Here is a 16,539-nt window from a genome sequence, read left to right on the forward strand (position 1 = left end):
CCCGCCCGGCGTCACAGCCGGACGAGGTCGACGGGCTCCGACACCGAGCCGAGCTTGTCGGGGTTGCGGACGAGGTAGAGCCGGGTGACGACGCCGTCCTCGACCAGCATCGTGCCGACGCCGTCGCGCCGGCCGCCGATCACGAACTGGATGGCCGGCGAGCCGTTGAGCCAGACCGGCTGCAGCTCGATGGCGTCGGGGGTGACGGCGGTGAGGAAGCGGAGCACCTTGTCGCGGCCGCGGATCGGGTTGAGCGCGGCCTGGACCTTCCCGCCGCCGTCGGTCATCAGCACGATGTCGGGCGCGAGGACGTCCATCAGCCCCTGGAGGTCGCCGGACTCGGTGGCCGCGCGGAACCGCTCGATCACCGCGTCGCACTCGGCCCGGCTCACCGCCGCGCGCGGGCGGCGCTCGGCCACGTGCGCGCGGGCGCGGCTGGCGATCTGGCGGACGGCGGGCTCGGACTTCTCGACGGCCTCCGCGATCTCGTCGTACGGCACGTCGAAGACCTCGCGCAGCACGAAGACCGCGCGCTCCGTCGGCGGCAGCGTCTCGAGCACGAGCAGCATCGCGGTCGAGACGCTGTCGGCCAGCTCGACGTCGAGCGCCACGTCGGGCGAGGTCAGCAGCGGCTCGGGCAGCCACGGGCCGACGTAGTCCTCGCGCCGGCGCGACAGCGTGCGGAGCCGGTTGAGCGAGAGGCGGGTGGCCATCCGGACGAGGTACGCCCGGGGGTCGCGCACCTCGGACGCGTCCTCCTGCCGGAGACGGTCCGCCCACCGCAGCCAGACCTCCTGCAGCACGTCCTCGGCGTCGGCGGCGGAGCCGAGCATCTCGTAGGACACGGTGAAGAGGAGGTTGCGGTGGGCGATGAAGTGGTCCGTGCTCACCGACTGATGGTCCCAGCCTGCGCGAGCGGCAGCTCGCACACGTCGCTGAAGCCCTGCGAGGCGAGCCCGAGGGCCGAGTTGAAGCGCGAGCGCTCGTTCTCGATCGCGACCATCATCGTCAGCTCGACCATCGCGGCGTGGCCGAGCTGCCGGTCGAGGTCGGCGACCGTCTCGTCGGTGACCGTCGGGGGCGTGACGGTCATCGCCTCGGCGTACGCCATCACGTCGCGCTCGAGGTCGGTGAAGGCGTCCGACTCCCGCCAGCGCGGCACCTCACGGACCTTCGACTCGTCGAGGCCCTTCGTGTGGGCCATGAAGTAGCCGAAGTCGAGGCACCACGAGCAGCCGATGGCGCCGGCGGCGGCCATCTCGGCGTACGCCTTGAGGTGCGGGTCGAGCGCCTTCCACCTCGCGACCTTCTGCTCGAAGCCGAAGACCGCCTTCGCGACGGGCAGGTGGTGCCACAGGACGTAGGCGTTGTCGGGCACCTGGCCCCACATGCGCCTCGCGACGCGGGTCATGATCGCGCCGTAGGCGCCGTCGAGGGTGGCCTTCGGGATGCGGAACTGGCTGGGCATGTCATCTCCTCTGGTGGGTGCGATGACATGGAGACACCGGCCGGCTCAGGTCTGTGACAACCAGCCCTCGACGGCCCGGGCGACCTCGACGTGGATCTCGGCGGTGCGGACCGCGTCGGGAGTGCCCATGCCGTGGTCGGCGTCCGCCACCGCGAGCACGTCGCAGCCGGCGTCGGCGAGCTCGCGGGCGACGGCGACGTCCCAGAGCTCGTCGCGCAGCCCACCGACGAGGAGCTGCCTGCCGGGGTTGGCTGCGATGGCCTCGGCCACCGCCGGCTCCACGAGCAGCGGGGTGAGCCAGATCGCGTCGAGCCCGCGCTCGGCGGCGTACGACGCTGCGCGGGTGCCGAGCGACTTGGCGACGACCAGCACGTGGTCGGCGTCCTCCTGCTCGTGGGCGGCCGCGACGTGGCGGCGTACCCACTCCTCCGGGTCCTCCTCGCCGCGGGTGGTCGAGTCCCACCAGAGCTGTTGGACGGTGAACCCGTGCTGGAGCAGCGAGACGCGGGCGAAGTCGAGCAGCGGCGCCGCGGGCGAGTAGGCGCGCCCGGGAGCCACGAGCGCGACGCCCCGGCTCTCGCCGTCGGGCTCGAACCGCGTGGGGAGTCCGCCGAAGGTCATGCCCGGCTTCCTTTCGTCGCGCGGAAGTAGCCGATGCCCCCGTGCAGGGCCAGGTCGACGTGGTCGCAGCCGGCGTCGCGCAGCCACTGCCGTGCCTCGGCGGAGGTGCACATCGGGCCGAGGATGCCGATCGCGGAGCCGCCCCAGCGCAGTGGCCGGTAGCGCGGGCCGGTGTCGGTGAAGAGCGAGCTGCCGGTGATCGTGCCGCCGGGGCGGAGCACGCGGACGATCTCGTCGACGGCGCGGTGCGGGTCGGGGAAGCAGTGCAGGCCGGTGAGCGAGACGACCAGGTCGAAGTCGTCGTCGGGGAAGGGCAGGTCGCCGACGTCGGCGACCTGCGGCGTGACCTGGTCGGCGACGCCCCGGCGCCGGGCGGTGGCCATCGCGCGGTCGAGCATGGTGGCGGAGATGTCGGCCGCCACCAGGTCGATGCCCTGGCCGGGCCGGAGGCCACGCAGCGCGACGCCGGAGCCGGTGGGTACGTCGAGCACGCGGGCGCCGCGCGGCAGCGTGCCGATCTCGGCCGCTGCGTCGTGCAGGAGGGACAGGTCGCTGCCGGTGCCGGCCCGCCACGCAGCGCCGCCGAGGTGCTCGTGCTCCACCAGCCAGGGGTAGACGTAGGACCACAGCGGGTCCTCGCTCCACCCGCCCAGACCGGGGAGCCGCACGTCACTCGCCCCAGGCCAGGAGCTCGGGGCTGCGCAGCATCTCCTCGGGGACGCCGAACGCGTCGACGAGGTCGACGGCGAGCGGGCGCACCTTGCGGCACAGCGCGTTGACCTCGCGGCTGATCGCCTTCGAGCGGGTGCTGGAGAGCCGGCCGTGCTCCATGAACCAGGCCCGGTCGGCCTCGATGGTGCTGAGCGCGTGGAGGTCGCAGAGCAGGTTGAGCGCGACCTTCAGGTCGCCGTCGGGGAGCTCGGCGGCCTTGGCGACGAAGGCCTCGAGCACCAGCCGCTCGGTGTGTGCGCGGGCTGCCGCGATGACGTGGTCCTGGACGCGGGAGAAGACCGCGCCCGGGTCCTCCTTCTGATCGATGCCGCGCTTGAGCCGGCGGGCGACCCCGCCGATCATGTGCTCCTCGCGGAAGCGGAGCATCGCGAGCTGGTAGCGCGGGTCGAGGAGGCCAGCCTCCTGGTCCCACGTGTCACCGCCCGGCAGCAGGTCGCGCACCGACTGCACGAGCTTGTGCACGGCGGTCCGCTCGACGACGGTGTCGACCGCGAGACCGGCGACGAAGCGCGCCATGCCGAGCTGGTCCATCTCCTCGAACTCGCCGGCGTAGTCGGTCAGCAGCCCCTTCGCGACGAGCTGGAGCAGCACGTGGTTGTCGCCCTCGAAGGTGGTGAAGACGTCCGTGTCGGCCTTGAGCGCGGCGAAGCGGTTCTCGCTGAGGTAGCCCGCGCCCCCGCAGGCCTCGCGGCACTCCTGGATCGTGCGGGTCGCGTGCCAGGTGCCGAGCGCCTTGGTGCCGGCGGCCCGGGACTCGAGCATCCGGCGTGCGTGCTCGTCGCTCCCCTCCTCGATCGGCCCGGGCCCGGAGAACACGTCGTGAAGCTGCGCGGCGACGACCTCCTGCGCGAAGTGCAGGGCGTACGTCCGCGCGACCAGCGGCAGCAGCCGACGCTGGTGCATGCCGTAGTCGAGGAGCACCTGCTCCTGCTCGGGGTCGGTCGCCTCGAACTGACGGCGGCGCACGGCGTAGTGGGTGGCGATCGCGAGCGCGACCTTCGAGGCGTTGATGCCCGCGCCACCGACGCAGACGCGACCCTGGACGAGGGTGCCGAGCATCGTGAAGAAGCGCTTGTTGGGGTTGTCGATCGGCGAGAGGTAGCGGCCCTCCGGCGTCACCTCGGCGAACTGGTTGAGCAGTGCCGTGCGCGGCACGCGCAGCCCGTCGAACCAGATCCGGCCGTTGTCGACGCCGTTGAGGCCCATCTTCGGGCCGCAGTCCTCGATGCGTACGCCGTCGACGACCTCGCCGCCCTCGCGGATCCGGACGACGAAGGCGTGCACGCCGTGGCGCTCCCCCTCGACGTCGAGCTGCGCGAAGACCACCGCGAGCTCGGCGTGCGCGGCGGCGTTGCCGATGTAGTCCTTGCGGCTCGCGTCGTCGGGCGTGGTGATCACGAACTCCTGCGCCTCGACGTCGTACGTCGCCACGGTGCCGAGGGCCTGCACGTTGGAGCCGTGCCCGCTCTCGGTCATCGCGAAGCAGCCCATCGTGCGGCCGCTGACGAGGTCGGCGAGGTACGCGTCATGGTGCGCCTTCGTGCCGAGCTGGAGCACCGCCCCGCCGAACAGGCCGAACTGCACACCGACCTTGACGAGCACCGACAGGTCGCCGAGGGCGAGCGTCTCGAACGCGGCGATCGAGGCGCCGATGTCGCCGCCCCCGCCGTACTCCTCGGGGAAGCCCATCCCGGTCTGGCCGGTCTCGGCCATCATGACCACGACATCCTTGACCCGCTCACGGAAGTCCGCGGTGGACATCTGCTCCTGGTCGAGGAGCACCTGCGCGTGCTCGGCGAGGTTGCTGCGCACGAGGTCGCGGACCTCGTGGTGGCGGCCGTCGAGCAGCCGGCGCATCTCGGCGACGTCGACCTCCGGCTGCTGGTAGCCCTTCGCGTGGTCGTCCGTGTCGACCTCGACCTGCGGCGCCTCGGGCTCGGGCGTGGGCATCTCGTCGGTCATCGGAGGGACCTGGTCGGTGGCCATACCCGCCACGGTAGTGCGGCGGGTAGGTTCACCGCGATGAACGTGCCGGATGCCACCCCTCAGGGCGATCCCCTGGGCGTGCTGCCCTACAACTACGCCGTCGTCGGCGTGCAGAAGGGTGGTACATCGACGCTGGCGGTCACGCTGAACCAGCACCGCCTCGTGTGCCAGCCGCCCGACAAGGAGCGGCACTACTTCGACGACGAGGCCGTCGACTGGGCGGCGCCGGACTACGCCCGTGACTACACCGCCCCGCGCCGGGCGGCGGTCCACACGATGGTCGGCGACGCGTCACCGACGTACCTCTACTGGCCGCACGCGATGGAGCGGATGCAGCGCTACCGGCCCGACATGCCGCTCGTCGCCGTCTTCCGCGACCCGCTCGAGCGGCTCTTCTCGCACTGGGTGATGCTGCGCTCGCGCAACCTGGCGTGGCCGGACTGGCCGGACTTCCTCACCGAGTGGCCGCACACCTCGCTGCCGGACGCGGTCCCCCCGCCCGACGAGGTGCGCACGATGCGGTGGCGTCACATGACCGGCATCGCGCGCGGCTTCTACGGCGAGCAGCTGCAGCGCGGCTTCGAGCTCTTCCCGCGCCAGCAGTGGCTGCTGCTCGAGCTGCGGTCGATGCTCGGCGACTTCGACGCGACGATCGACCGGACGACCGACTTCCTCGACCTCCCCCGCTTCGAGCAGGTGCCGCCGCTGAGGAACTGGCACGCCGGCGCCGAGCAGGTCCCCGGCACCGCGCCCACCGCCGACGACCTCGCCCGCGTCGCCGAGGTCTACGCCCGCGACCTCGCGCTGTTCGAGGAGCTGTCCGGGATCGACACCTCCGCCTGGCCCACCCGCCTCGTCCTCGACGGGGACCTGGACCCCGCCGAGCTCGCCGCGCGGTTTGCGCGGAAGGTGCGCTGAGGGGGGCTCTCCCCGGCGGTCACCGGATATCCGGTGATTGCCCCGCTTGTCGGCCTGGATCTGGGTGCCGAACCGGGAGTCCCGGGTGCAAAGGTCCCGTTATGTCAGGGGCGGGCGAAGAAGTTCGGCGCCCGCCAGTAGTACATCGACTCCTGGCTGACGTTCCGACCGGTGCGCGGAGCGTGCACGATCTGGCCGTCGCCGATGTAGAGCGCGACGTGGTAGATCGAGCTCGGGTTGCTCGAGGAGCCCCAGAAGACGAGGTCGCCCGGCGCGAGCTGGCCGGCAGTGATCGCGGTCGACTGGGTGTACTGCGCGACCGAGTAGTGCGGCAGCGCCTTGCCCGCCTGGGCCCACGCGACCGAGGTGAGCCCGGAGCAGTCCCAGGCATTCGGACCGGCGGCGCCCCACCTGTACGGCTCCCCGATCTGCGCCTGCGCGAAGGCGATGGCGGCGGTCGCGTCGCCCGGCGTGGGGGTGGGCGGCGGAGTCGGGGTCGGAGTCGGAGTCGGCGTCGGAGTCGGCGTCGGAGTCGGCGTCGGAGTCGGAGTCGGCGTCGGAGTCGGGGTGGGGGTCGGCGTGGGGGTCGGCGTCGGGGTCGGCGTGGGGGTCGGCGTCGGGGTCGGCGTGCTCGTCGGAGTCGGCTTGCTGGTCGGCGTCGGCTTGCTCGTGGGCGTCGGCGTCGGCGTGGCGGTCAGCTGCTCCTGCTCCGCCTGTTCCTCCGCCTCCTGCTCGGCCTGCGCCTGGGCCGCGGCTGCGGCCGCGTCGGCTGCCGCCTGCTCGAGAGCCTGCTGCCGCTTCTCGGCCAGGCGCACCGAGATGCCCGTGAGGTCGGCGAGCTCGGCGATCAGGTCGGACTTGGTCGCGGCGATCGACTCGGCCAGGGCGCCGGCATCGGACTGGGCTGCGGCCGCGGCGTCGTGGGCGGACTCAGCCTCGGACTCGGCCGCTGCGGCGCGCTCGCTGGCTCGTGCCGCGGTCGTGGCGGCGACGTCGGCGACGGCGGAGGCTGCGATGAAGGAGTCGTACTGGTTGTCCAGCGCGTCGGAGGTGTTGCCCATCGTGACCGAGCGGTCGATGAGCGAGCTGATCCCGTCGGACTCGACGACCGCCGCCAGGCCCTGGACCTGCGAGGCCCGCTCGTAGGACCGCACGACCGTGTCGGCGTACAGCTCGCGCTGCTCCGCGACGTCCGCACGTGCCGTCTCGGCCGCGCTCTCGGCGTCCTTCGCCTCCTGGCGGGCCTCCTCGGCGCGCCAGCGTGCGCCGTTCCACGCCTCGGCGGCCTGGGCCGCGGTGTCGCCCGCAGCATTGAGCGCGAGGTTGGCCCTGATCAGGTCGGCACGGACGTCGGCGACGTCGCGCTCCTTGTCGGCCGCGTCCTGCCGGGCCTGCTCGACGTCGGCCTCGCTCGGCACGCTGTCATCGTCCTGCGCGAACGCGATGCCGTGTCCACCGAGCGCGAGCCCGGCGACCAGCACGAGGGCGGTCGCCCAGCGCGACGTCGTACGCCTCGGCGTGGTGGCGCGTGACGGCGTCGGGTCCAGCGGTGGCACGAAGGGCACGGGGGCTCCCTGGTTGGCTTCGGGCCCGCGCGGCTTCCCCACCGCACGGGCAACTCGAGGCACGTTAGTGAACTTTCGTCACACGGGGAACAGTTTTCTCAACTTTTTCACCGTCGCTCGGCGTGTCGGCTTGCAAACTACAACAATGTAGTTTTCTTACGACGGGCGATGGAGTCTCCGGATATCCGGTGACCGCCCCCGGTTGTCGGCCCAGACCTGGGTGCCGAACCGGGAGACTCGGGTGCAAAGGTCGCCTGCACGAGGGTTCTCCACAGCCTCGAGAGGACGGGCATACGTCGATCGATCGCCGGGCATCCACCACCGCATGACGGAGCCACAGGTGGACCTCGAGGGTCTGGTGCAGCTGCGCCGCGACCTTCTCGCGAGCGGACTGACCGACAACCAGATCGACCGGTTGGTGGCCGCCAGGGTGCTCAAGCGCATCCGGTACGGCGCCTACGTGCATCACGACGTGTGGGACCGGCTGACACCAGAGGACCGGCATCGGTTGCTCGCACGCGCCGTGCGGGCCAGGGCGCACAGCGCGACGGCGCTGACGCACGTCTCCTCGCTCGTCGAGCGCGGGATCCCGCTGTGGGGCTTCTCGCTGGACGTGGTGCACACGACGCGCACCGGCACCCACCAGCGGGCGGGGCGGCGGCAACCGGACTGGATCCCGCACCGCGGGATCCTGGGGACCGAGGACCAGGAGGAGCTGAACGGAGTCGTGGTCAGCACGGCGGCGCGCTCGGCCTTCGAGGCGACGACGCTGGGCAGCGTGGAGGCCGCACTCGTGGCGGTCAACCGCCTCCTGCACGCGGGCGCGATGACGATCGAGGAGTTCAAGGCGCAGGCGGAGACGCATCGCGACTGGCCGGGGAGCCTGACCACGAACCTCGTCGTGCACCTCGCCGACCGTCGGCCGGAGTCCGTCGGCGAGGACCGCTTCAGCTATCTGGCGTACCGGCAAGGGCTGGTCAGGCCCGAGCCGCAGGTCGAGATCTTCGACGAGCAGGGCACGCGGGTGGCGCGGGTGGATTTCGCGTGGCCGGAGCTCGGAGTGTTCGTCGAGTTCGACGGCAAGGTGAAGTACGAGCGCTACCGCAAGGGGGGCGAGACGCTCGATGAGTTCCTCATGCGCGAGAAGGAGCGCGAGGTGCTGGTGTGCCAGCTCACCGGCTGGACCTGCATCAGGATCACGTGGGCCGACCTGTCCCGCCCCGAGCTGCTCGCGACCCGGATCCGGAAGGTGATGGCCTCGCGCAACAAGGGCGCCGCGTGACCTTTGCACCCGAGTCTCCCGGTTGTCGGCCGAGATCTGGGCCGACAAGCGGGGTGGTCACCGGATATCCGGTGACCGCCGAGGCAACCCACCCGCCGCTCACTCGGCGTCGACGGGGACCTGACGGGTCGTGGAGGTGGGGTGGCTCGCCAACCCGTGTCTGTCGAACTTCTGCCCGGAGGCGAGTCCCCCGAGCCAGAAGGAGAAGAGGGCGATCACGACGCCGGCGAGGTCGTCGGCGATGTAGTGCCAGCCGAAGTAGAGGGTGGCCACGACGGTGATGGAGAAGTTGAGCCAGAACACGATCCGGATCAGCTTGTTGCGCAGGGTGTACTGCACCATCAGGGCGACGAGCAGGGTGATCGCGACGTGCAGGGACGCGAACCCGGCCACCGATTGCACGGCACCTTCCGCGCCGTCGCGGATCACCCCTTTTCGTCCGTAGAACAACGCCTCCATCAACGCGCTCGACCCGGTGTCGGGGAGGTCGGCGTAGAGGTAGCTGTACTGGAAGCCGGGGCCGAGGGTCGGCAGCGCGTAGTAGGACGCGGTGCCCAGGGTCCAGGCCAGGCACTGCGAGGTGGCGAACCAGTAGCCGAAGGTGATGTTGCGCGACCACACCAGCCAGGCGGCCAGCGCGAGCGGCACCAGCGGCAGGAACCAGAGGTAGATCGTCGACAGGAAGTGGGACAGGATCCCGGTGCCGAAGATCGTGTGCAGGATCGTCGCCGGCTCGTGGCCGAACATCAGCGCCCGGTCGATCAGGTGCAGCTCACGGTCGTACTTGTCCTCGCCCATGATGAAGGGCAGGAACGACTTGAGGTTCCGGTAGCAGACGTAGGTGATGTAGAAGCTCACCAGGCCGAGCACCACGAGGATGATCCGCTCGCGGTCCCAGTGGGTGCGGATCCGCTCCTTGACGATGTCGGGCATCAGCGCCGGCTTCATCCGGGAGAACCACAGCGTCCGCGGCAGCAGGTCGAGCAGGAAGGCGCCGAGCACGAGCAGCGGCAGGCGCAGCCACGACGGGCCGAGGAATCCCTCGGGGTCGACGAGCGGCCGGTTCAGCGTGATCGCGGCCGTGACAGCCAGCGCGCCCATGATGCCGGCGACGCCGACGAGCAGGGCATAGGCGGGTCTGTACACAAGGGATGAGTCTAGGGACGCGTCAAGCCTGTCCCCGAAACGGCGCAGCCGCGTCCGGCAGGACCGCCAGTCGGGTCTCGTCGACGCGGAGCGCGACCTCGTCCCCGGGCGACACCCGGCTGCCCAGCGAGGCGACCGCGTCGAGCGTCCCGACGCCGTCCACCGACACCACCAGCCGCACCTGCTCCGGCGTCACCCGCGCCTCGGTGACGCGTCCCCGGAGCGCACCGCCCGGGTCCGCCACGAGCGCCGAGCGGCGCAGCGCGACGGCCGGGGGTGAGGGGTACGACGACCCCGTCCCCGCCGCGGCCAGCACCTGCGCCGCCGCGTCCTCGCGCACGACTCGGGCATAGCCGAGGAAGAGGGCGGTCTCCTCGTCGACGGGCGTGCGCCAGACCTCGTCGATGGCACCGGCCTGCACGACCCGGCCGGCGCGCATCACGGCCAGCCGGTCGGCGAGGGCGAAGGCCTCCTCGTGGTCGTGGGTCACCAGCAGCGCGGTGGTGCCGGCGGCCCGCAGGATCGAGCGGAGGTCGCCGGCGAGCCGCTCGCGCAGGGTCGCGTCGAGGGCCGACAGCGGCTCGTCGAGCAGGATCAGCCTCGGCTCGACGGCCAGGGCCCGGGCGAGGGCGACCCGCTGCCGCTCGCCGCCGGAGAGCGTGCCGGGGAGCCGGTCGTCGTACCCCTCCAGGCCGACGAGCGCGAGCAGCTCGCGCACCCGCGCGGCGACGCGCGCGGAGGGCGTCCGCCGCAACCGCAGGGCATAGGCGACGTTGCGGGCGACGGTGAGGTGGCCGAAGAGCTGGCCGTCCTGGAACATCAGCGCGAACCCGCGCTTGTGGGTCGGGGTGCCGCCGAGGTCGGCGCCCTCCCACGCGATCGTGCCGGACGAGAGCGGCTCGAGTCCGGCCACGGCGCGGAGCAGGGTGGACTTGCCGCAGCCCGAGGGGCCGAGCACGGCGAGCACCTGGCCGGAGGCGAGGTCGAGCGAGACGCGGTCGACGGCCGCGGTGTCGCCGTAGCGGACCGTCACGTCGGAGATCGAGAGGCTCATCAGAAGGCGCCCACTCCCGGCACCCGCAGCCGCTCGACCGCGAGCATCACGACGGCGGTCGCGACGGCGAGGACGACGGAGGCGGCGAGGGCCATGCCGTAGTTCATCTCACCGGGGTGGCCGATGAGCCGGAAGATCACGACGGGCAGCGTCGGGCTGGTGTCGCGCGCGAGGAACGACGTCGCGCCGAACTCCCCCAGGGAGGCGGCGAAGGCGAACCCGCTCGCCGCGAGCATCGGCTTCCACACGACCGGCAGGTCGACGGTGAGGATCGTGCGCCAGGCGTTCGCGCCCAGCGACGCCGCGGCCTGTCGCTGCCGGTCGTCGATCCCGCCCAGCACCGGGGCCAGGGTGCGCACGACCAGCGGCAGCGCGACCAGCGCCTGGGCCATCGGGACGAGCAGCGGGGAGTCGCGCAGGTCGAGCGGCGGCTGGTCGAGGGTGATCAGGAAGCCGAAGCCGAGGGTCACCGCGCTCACCCCGAGCGGCAGCATGAAGAAGCCGTCGAGGGTCGAGCGCACGCGTCGCTCGGCGACCGAGTGCGAGCGGCGCGTGACGATCACCGAGACGACCATCCCGACCAGCAGCGCCATCCAGGTCGCGTCGACCGCAGTGCGCAGGCTCGTCACCAGGGCCGTCGTGACCGGCACCAGCAGCGCCTGGTCGTCGCCGGCGGTCGTCAGCGCGCGGTAGTTCGCCAGCCCCCAGCCGTCGCCCACGCTCAACGACCCGAGCACCAGGGTGAGGATCGGCAGGAGCATCGCGCCCAGCACCAGCAGCGTCAGCGCGACCACCGGCGCGTCCGCGCGGCGTACGGCCCGCACCGGCGTCACCGTGCGCTGCGCCGTCGGGTCGGGCGTCGCACGCAGCCGGGCGGCGACGGCGAGCAGCACGACCACGACGACGATCTGCAGGACCGACAGCGCGGCCGCCGCCCGGAGGTCGAAGATCGTCGTGGTGAGCAGGTAGATCTCGGTCTCGACGGTCGAGTAGCGCACCCCGCCGAGGGTCAGCACGATGCCGAACGCCGTCGCGCAGAAGAGGAAGACGATGCTCGCCGCGCCCACGATCGCCGGCCGGAGCGCGGGCAGGGTGACGGTCCGCAGGACCTGCCACGGCGACGCGCCGAGCGCCGCGGCGGCCTGGCCGGGCCGCGGGTCGAGCGACTCCCACGCGACCCCGACGGTGCGCACCACGACGGCGACGTTGAAGAAGACGAGCCCGCAGATGATGGCGACCGGGGTGCCGTCGAGGCCGAGCGACCCGAGCGGACCGCCCTCCCCCAGCAGCTGCCGGAAGGCGACGCCGACCACGACGGTCGGCAGCACGAACGGCACCAGCATCGCGGCCCGGACGACGGTGCGGCCGGGCAGCGCGAGCCGGTGCAGGGCGTACGCCGCCGGCAGCCCGATGACGACCGCGAGCAGCGTCGCGGTGGCCGAGGTCCAGACGGTGAACCACGCGACCCGGTGGACCCGCGGTCGCGCCAGCACCTCGAGCACCGTGCCCGGCGCGAACCGGCCGTCGACGACGAAGCCCTCGCTGACCATGCCGAGGACCGGCAGGACGAAGAGGACGCCGAGCACCGCCACCGGCCCGGCGGCCAGGAGGAGGAGCCCGGCGATGCGCCTCATCGGGAGATGACGTCGGTCCACTCGGTCAGCCACTGCTCGCGGTTGGCCGAGATCTCCTCGGGCGAGACCTCGTAGGGGTCGGTGGGCTGCGGTGCGAACTTCGCCCAGTCGTCGGGGATGGTCGCGCCGGGCATCACCGGGAAGACGTACATCGACTCCGGCAGCGCGCTCTGCACCTCGTCGCTGAGCATCCAGTCGACGAGCGCCTCGGCACCGGCGGGGTTGTCGGCGCCGGCCAGCACACCGGCGTACTCGACCTGGCGGAAGCAGGTGTCGAGCAGCGCGGCCGTCGTGGTCGTGCCGTCCTCCACGGTGAAGGCGGGCGAGGAGTCGTAGGACACGACGATCGGGCGCGTGCCGGTCCTCGACCCGGCGGTGAAGTCGCCGTAGTAGGCGTCCTCCCAGCCGTCGACGACCTTCGCGCCGTTGGCGAGCAGGTCGGACCAGTAGTCCGGCCAGTCGTCGCCGTACTCCGCGACGGTCGCGAGGAAGAACGCCATGCCCGGGCTGCTCGTCGAGGCACCGGGCGTCACGAGCAGGTCGGCGTACGCCGGGTCGGTGAGGTCGGCGAGCGTCTGCGGCGGCTCGATGCCCTCCGCGTCGAACCACGAGGTGTCGACGTTGACGCACACGCTCGCGGAGTCGATCGGGACGAGCTGGTCGCCGCCGTCGGCGAGGTCGTACTGCTCCGGCGGGGTGGTGTCGGGCGTGAAGTCGGCGAAGGCGCCCTCCCCGATCGGGCGCGACGCGAAGGTGTTGTCGATGCCGAAGGCCGCGTCGGCGATCGGGTTGTCGGCGGTGAGGCTGAGCTTGGTGGCGAGCGTGCCGGCGTCACCAGCAGCGCGGACCTCGAGGGTGTAGCCGGTCTCCTCCTCGAACGCCCTCACCAGCTTCTTCGGCAGGTGGAACGACTCGTGCGTGGCGAGCACGACGGTGCCGCCGGGCTGGTCGCCCGCCTGTCCGTCGCTCGAGGCGGAGGTGGTCGGCTCGGTGGCCGTGCCGCCGCCGGCGAGGCTGCAGCCGGTCAGGGCGAGGATCGAGGCCGCTGCCACGGCAGCGCGGACACGTACGTGCTTCATGGTGACTCCCTATCGCCGGTGCTAACCGGATCAGGTTCATAGGGTCTGCGGCTTCTCCGCACTCTCAGCACGCCTGCGCGTGCTCCCCTGTCTCGTGGTGCCACCTTATCCTTCGCCCCATGTCCACCTCCCCCGGCATCCACGTGCTGACCGCGAGCTTCGACGACCTCCCCGCCCGGACGGCGTACGACGTCTGGCGGCTGCGGCAGCAGGTGTTCGTGGTCGAGCAGGACTGTCCCTACCCCGACCTCGACGGCCGCGACCTCGAGGCGACGACGACGCACGTCGTGCTGCTCGACGACGGCCCCGACGGCGGCACCGTGCTCGGCACCCTGCGGGTGCTCGACGACGGCGGGTGGGCGCGGATCGGACGCGTCGTGGTCGCACCGTCCGGGCGCGGCAAGGGCCTCGCCGCGCTCATGATGGACGAGGCGATGGGGCTGTGCGAGGGCCGCGAGGTGCGACTGGACGCGCAGACCGGGCTGACCGCGTTCTATGCGGGCTACGGCTTCGAGGTGACCGGGCCGGAGTTCGACGAGGACGGCATCATGCACGTCCCGATGAGCCGCGCCGCGAGTCCGGCACGACCATGAGCAGGGGGCCGAGGACCTCCTCGCGCACCAGCCGCGACTGGGGGTCGAGCCCGCCGACGACGGTCGGCGCGAACCACCAGCCGTTGCGGTCGAGGGTGCTCCCGCCGAGCGCGATGTCGCCACCCTCGCGGCGCGCCAGCTCGACGTAGCGGCGCACGCGGTCGCGGGCCACCCCGGACCGCAACGGCCCGCAGAGGGTCGCCGGGTCGGTCGGGTCGCCGACGACGACCTCCTCCATCGCGTCGATGGCGGCGGCGAGCGCCTCCATGTAGCGGTGGGGCGGCACGAGCACGGTGGCCGGCAGCCGGCACGCCTGGCCGGCGTTGGCGGCGACGGTGACGGCGGCCGCCGACACCACGGCAGCGAGGTCCGCGTCGTCCGCGGCCCGGATCGTCAGCGGACCACCCACGTCGAGGCGGACGTGCTTGCCGGCCTGGCCGGCCGCGACCTTCACCCGGTCGCCGGCGTGGGCGGAACCGGTGAAGGAGACCTCGTCGATCCGCCGGTCTCGGGTCAGGGCGATCGCGACGTCGACGTCGCGCGTCGAGACCACGTTGAAGACTCCCCGCGGCAGGTGCAGCGAGGCGATCCGGCCCAGCTCGAGCGCGGCGCCGGCCGCCTCCGGTGCGGGCTTGAGCACGATCGTGCCGCCGGCGACGAGCACCCGGCTGACCTCCTCGAGGGCGACCGCCAGGGGTGAGGTCGCCGGCGTCACGACGACGGTGACGCCCTCCTTGCGGCGCGTCGGGCGGGTCGGCAGCTCGGCGATCGGCGCGTCGACGTGGGCCGCGCGCAGCGAGACCGGGACACCCGTCTCGACCGCGACCAGCTCGGCCAGGTCGTCGGCGGCGTCGAGCAGGGCGTCCTTGAGGCGGCCGAGGGTGTCGATCCGCAGGCCGGTGTCGGTGCTCCACGTGGTCGCCCGGTGCGCGACCCAGGCCGCCTCCGCGGCGGCGTGGACGTCGGCGAGACCGGCGTCGGGCACGTCCCACAGGAGCTCACCCGTCGACGGGCTCCGCGCGGGGAAGCTCCACCCCTCGGCGGTCGCACGCAGCGCGCCGTCGATCGGGAGCCCCTCGGGGGCCCGGGAGTCCGTGCTCATGAGGTCAACTTCATCACGAGCGGCCCGGTCCCGTCTTCCGCGCGGTCACCGGCGGACGCCCCTCTACCCTCGGGGGATGCGTGACGACCTCGGTGCCGAAGTCCCCCTCCGCGGACCGGCGACCCGGGTGGTGTCCCTGGTCCCGTCGCTGACCGAGGCGCTGGCGGCCACCGCGCCCGCGGCGCTGGTCGGCGCGACGGACTGGTGCACGCACCCGGCCGACCTGTCCGTCGCCCGCGTGCGCGGCACCAAGAACCCCGACCTCGCCGCGATCAGGGCCCTGGCACCCGACCTCGTGGTCGCCAACCAGGAGGAGAACCGCGAGCTCGACGTCCGCCGCCTCCGCGACGCCGGCGTGGCCGTCTGGGTGACCCGGATCGAGACCGTCGCGGAGTCGCTCACCTCGATGTCGAGGCTCCTGTCGACGGCGCTCGGCCTGGCCGACCCGCCGTGGCTGGCCTCGGCCCGGTCGCTGTGGTCGACGCCGGTCGAGCCCCGCCTCCGGGTGGCGGTGCCGATCTGGCGCGACCCCTGGATGGTCGTCGGTCCGACGACCTACACCGACGACCTCCTGCGGACGGCCGGGCTGACCAACGTGTTCGCCGGCTCCGCGGACGGGCGCTATCCGTCGGTCGACCTGGCGTCGATCGACGGCGCCGGCGCGGACGTCGTACTGCTGCCGGACGAGCCGTACGCCTTCACCGCCGAGGACGGCCCCGAGTCCTTCACGACACCGACGCGGCTGGTGTCGGGACGGCTGCTGACCTGGTACGGCCCGGCGATGGTCGAGGCGCACGGCTTGCTCACTACCCTGCAGCCATGACGCGCGACCCGATCTCGGAGGCCCACCGCCAGTGGGTCTCGCACGGCTGGCCGGACGCCGCCGACGGGATGGCGATGGTGACCTCCGTGGTGCGTGCGCAGCAGCTGCTGATGGAGCGGATCGACGCCGTGCTGCGCCCGCGCGGCCTGACCTTCGCCCGCTACGAGGTGCTGCGGCTGCTGTCCTTCACCCGTGAGGCGGCGATGCCGATGTCGCGGCTCGGATCGCTGCTGCAGGTGCACCCGACCAGCGTCACCAGCGCGGTCGACCGGCTCGTCGCGCAGGGGTACGTCGAGCGCGTCCGCAGCGAGTCCGACAAGCGGGTGGTCCGCGCCGTGCTCACCCCCGCCGGCCGCGACGCGGTCGAGGAGGCCACGGCGGCCCTCAACGGCGGGGTCTTCGAGACCCCCGGCCTGCCCGCGGGCGACGTACGCGACCTGACCGACCGGCTCACCGCCCTCCGGACCGGGCTCGGCGACACCGTCTGAGGTTCGGCGGCGGGATGGGAGCTGGTGACTCGCGAGTAATTAGTTGGA

General features: G+C 72.5%; 16 protein-coding genes and 1 riboswitch. Of the genes, 5 read left to right on the plus strand and 11 right to left on the minus strand.

Annotated features, from left to right (window positions below; genetic code table 11):
- Nucleotides 1–11 precede the first annotated feature (11 nt).
- The 5 genes from EUA93_RS04305 to EUA93_RS04325 are packed head-to-tail and all read right to left on the minus strand — an operon-like array spanning nucleotide 12 to nucleotide 4,807.
- Entirely contained in the window at nucleotides 12–890 is an 879-nt protein-coding gene (locus tag EUA93_RS04305; protein ID WP_129399003.1) for an RNA polymerase sigma-70 factor, read from the minus strand.
- A complete protein-coding gene (locus EUA93_RS04310) occupies nucleotides 887–1,468 on the minus strand; it encodes a carboxymuconolactone decarboxylase family protein (RefSeq protein ID WP_129399004.1) in 582 nt (193 codons plus the stop codon). Before EUA93_RS04310 ends, EUA93_RS04305 begins: the two co-directional genes overlap by 4 nt.
- Nucleotides 1,469–1,513: 45 nt before the next feature.
- Nucleotides 1,514–2,089, minus strand: coding sequence for an alpha/beta hydrolase (locus EUA93_RS04315; RefSeq protein WP_129399005.1), 576 nt, complete (start codon nucleotides 2,087–2,089; stop codon nucleotides 1,514–1,516).
- A complete protein-coding gene (locus EUA93_RS04320; RefSeq protein WP_129399006.1) occupies nucleotides 2,086–2,757 on the minus strand; it encodes a class I SAM-dependent methyltransferase in 672 nt (223 codons plus the stop codon). The genes EUA93_RS04315 and EUA93_RS04320 overlap by 4 nt, the downstream gene beginning before the upstream one ends.
- A 1-nt stretch (nucleotide 2,758) precedes the next feature.
- Nucleotides 2,759–4,807 (minus strand): acyl-CoA dehydrogenase family protein, encoded by a 2,049-nt coding sequence (locus EUA93_RS04325; RefSeq protein ID WP_338036340.1) that lies wholly within the window; start codon nucleotides 4,805–4,807, stop codon nucleotides 2,759–2,761.
- 36 nt (nucleotides 4,808–4,843) lie between these two features.
- Here EUA93_RS04325 and EUA93_RS04330 point away from each other — a divergent pair, with 36 nt between their 5' ends.
- Nucleotides 4,844–5,725 (plus strand): sulfotransferase domain-containing protein, encoded by an 882-nt coding sequence (locus EUA93_RS04330; protein WP_129399007.1) that lies wholly within the window; start codon nucleotides 4,844–4,846, stop codon nucleotides 5,723–5,725.
- Nucleotides 5,726–5,829: 104 nt separating this feature from the next.
- Here EUA93_RS04330 and EUA93_RS22160 read toward each other — a convergent pair whose 3' ends face one another.
- Nucleotides 5,830–7,290, minus strand: a complete 1,461-nt coding sequence (locus EUA93_RS22160; protein ID WP_129399008.1) for a C40 family peptidase — start codon at nucleotides 7,288–7,290, stop codon at nucleotides 5,830–5,832.
- 325 nt (nucleotides 7,291–7,615) lie between these two features.
- On the opposite strand from EUA93_RS22160, the gene EUA93_RS04340 reads away from it, so the two are divergent.
- Entirely contained in the window at nucleotides 7,616–8,572 is a 957-nt protein-coding gene (locus EUA93_RS04340; protein WP_129399009.1) for a hypothetical protein, read from the plus strand.
- Nucleotides 8,573–8,671: 99 nt separating this feature from the next.
- Here the strand turns inward: EUA93_RS04340 and EUA93_RS04345 are convergent, their stop codons facing one another.
- From EUA93_RS04345 to EUA93_RS04360, 4 genes are all read right to left on the minus strand, one after another.
- Entirely contained in the window at nucleotides 8,672–9,718 is a 1,047-nt protein-coding gene (locus tag EUA93_RS04345; protein ID WP_242497234.1) for a phosphatase PAP2 family protein, read from the minus strand.
- Nucleotides 9,719–9,740: 22 nt separating this feature from the next.
- Nucleotides 9,741–10,772, minus strand: a complete 1,032-nt coding sequence (locus tag EUA93_RS04350; protein ID WP_129399010.1) for an ABC transporter ATP-binding protein — start codon at nucleotides 10,770–10,772, stop codon at nucleotides 9,741–9,743.
- On the minus strand, nucleotides 10,772–12,406 hold the full coding sequence (locus EUA93_RS04355; RefSeq protein WP_129399011.1) for an ABC transporter permease: 1,635 nt from the start codon (nucleotides 12,404–12,406) through the stop codon (nucleotides 10,772–10,774). Before EUA93_RS04355 ends, EUA93_RS04350 begins: the two co-directional genes overlap by 1 nt.
- The gene (locus EUA93_RS04360) at nucleotides 12,403–13,485 is read right to left on the minus strand and encodes a thiamine ABC transporter substrate-binding protein (RefSeq protein WP_129399012.1); all 1,083 of its coding nucleotides are present in this window, start codon (nucleotides 13,483–13,485) and stop codon (nucleotides 12,403–12,405) included. Before EUA93_RS04360 ends, EUA93_RS04355 begins: the two co-directional genes overlap by 4 nt.
- Nucleotides 13,475–13,584: riboswitch (TPP riboswitch) on the minus strand. Its footprint overlaps the gene before it by 11 nt.
- Before the next feature lie 20 nt (nucleotides 13,585–13,604).
- Between EUA93_RS04360 and EUA93_RS04365 the strand changes: the two genes are divergently transcribed.
- Nucleotides 13,605–14,078, plus strand: coding sequence for a GNAT family N-acetyltransferase (locus EUA93_RS04365; RefSeq protein ID WP_129399013.1), 474 nt, complete (start codon nucleotides 13,605–13,607; stop codon nucleotides 14,076–14,078).
- Here the strand turns inward: EUA93_RS04365 and EUA93_RS04370 are convergent.
- Nucleotides 14,032–15,180: an aldehyde dehydrogenase family protein gene (locus EUA93_RS04370; RefSeq protein WP_129399014.1), complete on the minus strand. Its 1,149-nt coding sequence runs from the start codon at nucleotides 15,178–15,180 to the stop codon at nucleotides 14,032–14,034. The genes EUA93_RS04365 and EUA93_RS04370 overlap by 47 nt on opposite strands.
- A gap of 76 nt (nucleotides 15,181–15,256) precedes the next feature.
- Between EUA93_RS04370 and EUA93_RS04375 the strand changes: the two genes are divergently transcribed.
- Both EUA93_RS04375 and EUA93_RS04380 read left to right on the plus strand, forming a co-directional pair.
- Nucleotides 15,257–16,003: a helical backbone metal receptor gene (locus tag EUA93_RS04375; protein ID WP_129399015.1), complete on the plus strand. Its 747-nt coding sequence runs from the start codon at nucleotides 15,257–15,259 to the stop codon at nucleotides 16,001–16,003.
- Nucleotides 16,000–16,491 carry a MarR family winged helix-turn-helix transcriptional regulator gene (locus EUA93_RS04380; RefSeq protein WP_129399016.1) on the plus strand — a complete coding sequence of 164 codons (492 nt, stop codon included), beginning with the start codon at nucleotides 16,000–16,002 and terminating at the stop codon, nucleotides 16,489–16,491. The genes EUA93_RS04375 and EUA93_RS04380 overlap by 4 nt, the downstream gene beginning before the upstream one ends.
- Nucleotides 16,492–16,539 lie beyond the last annotated feature (48 nt).

The organism is Nocardioides oleivorans, from assembly GCF_004137255.1.
Classification (GTDB): domain Bacteria; phylum Actinomycetota; class Actinomycetes; order Propionibacteriales; family Nocardioidaceae; genus Nocardioides; species Nocardioides oleivorans.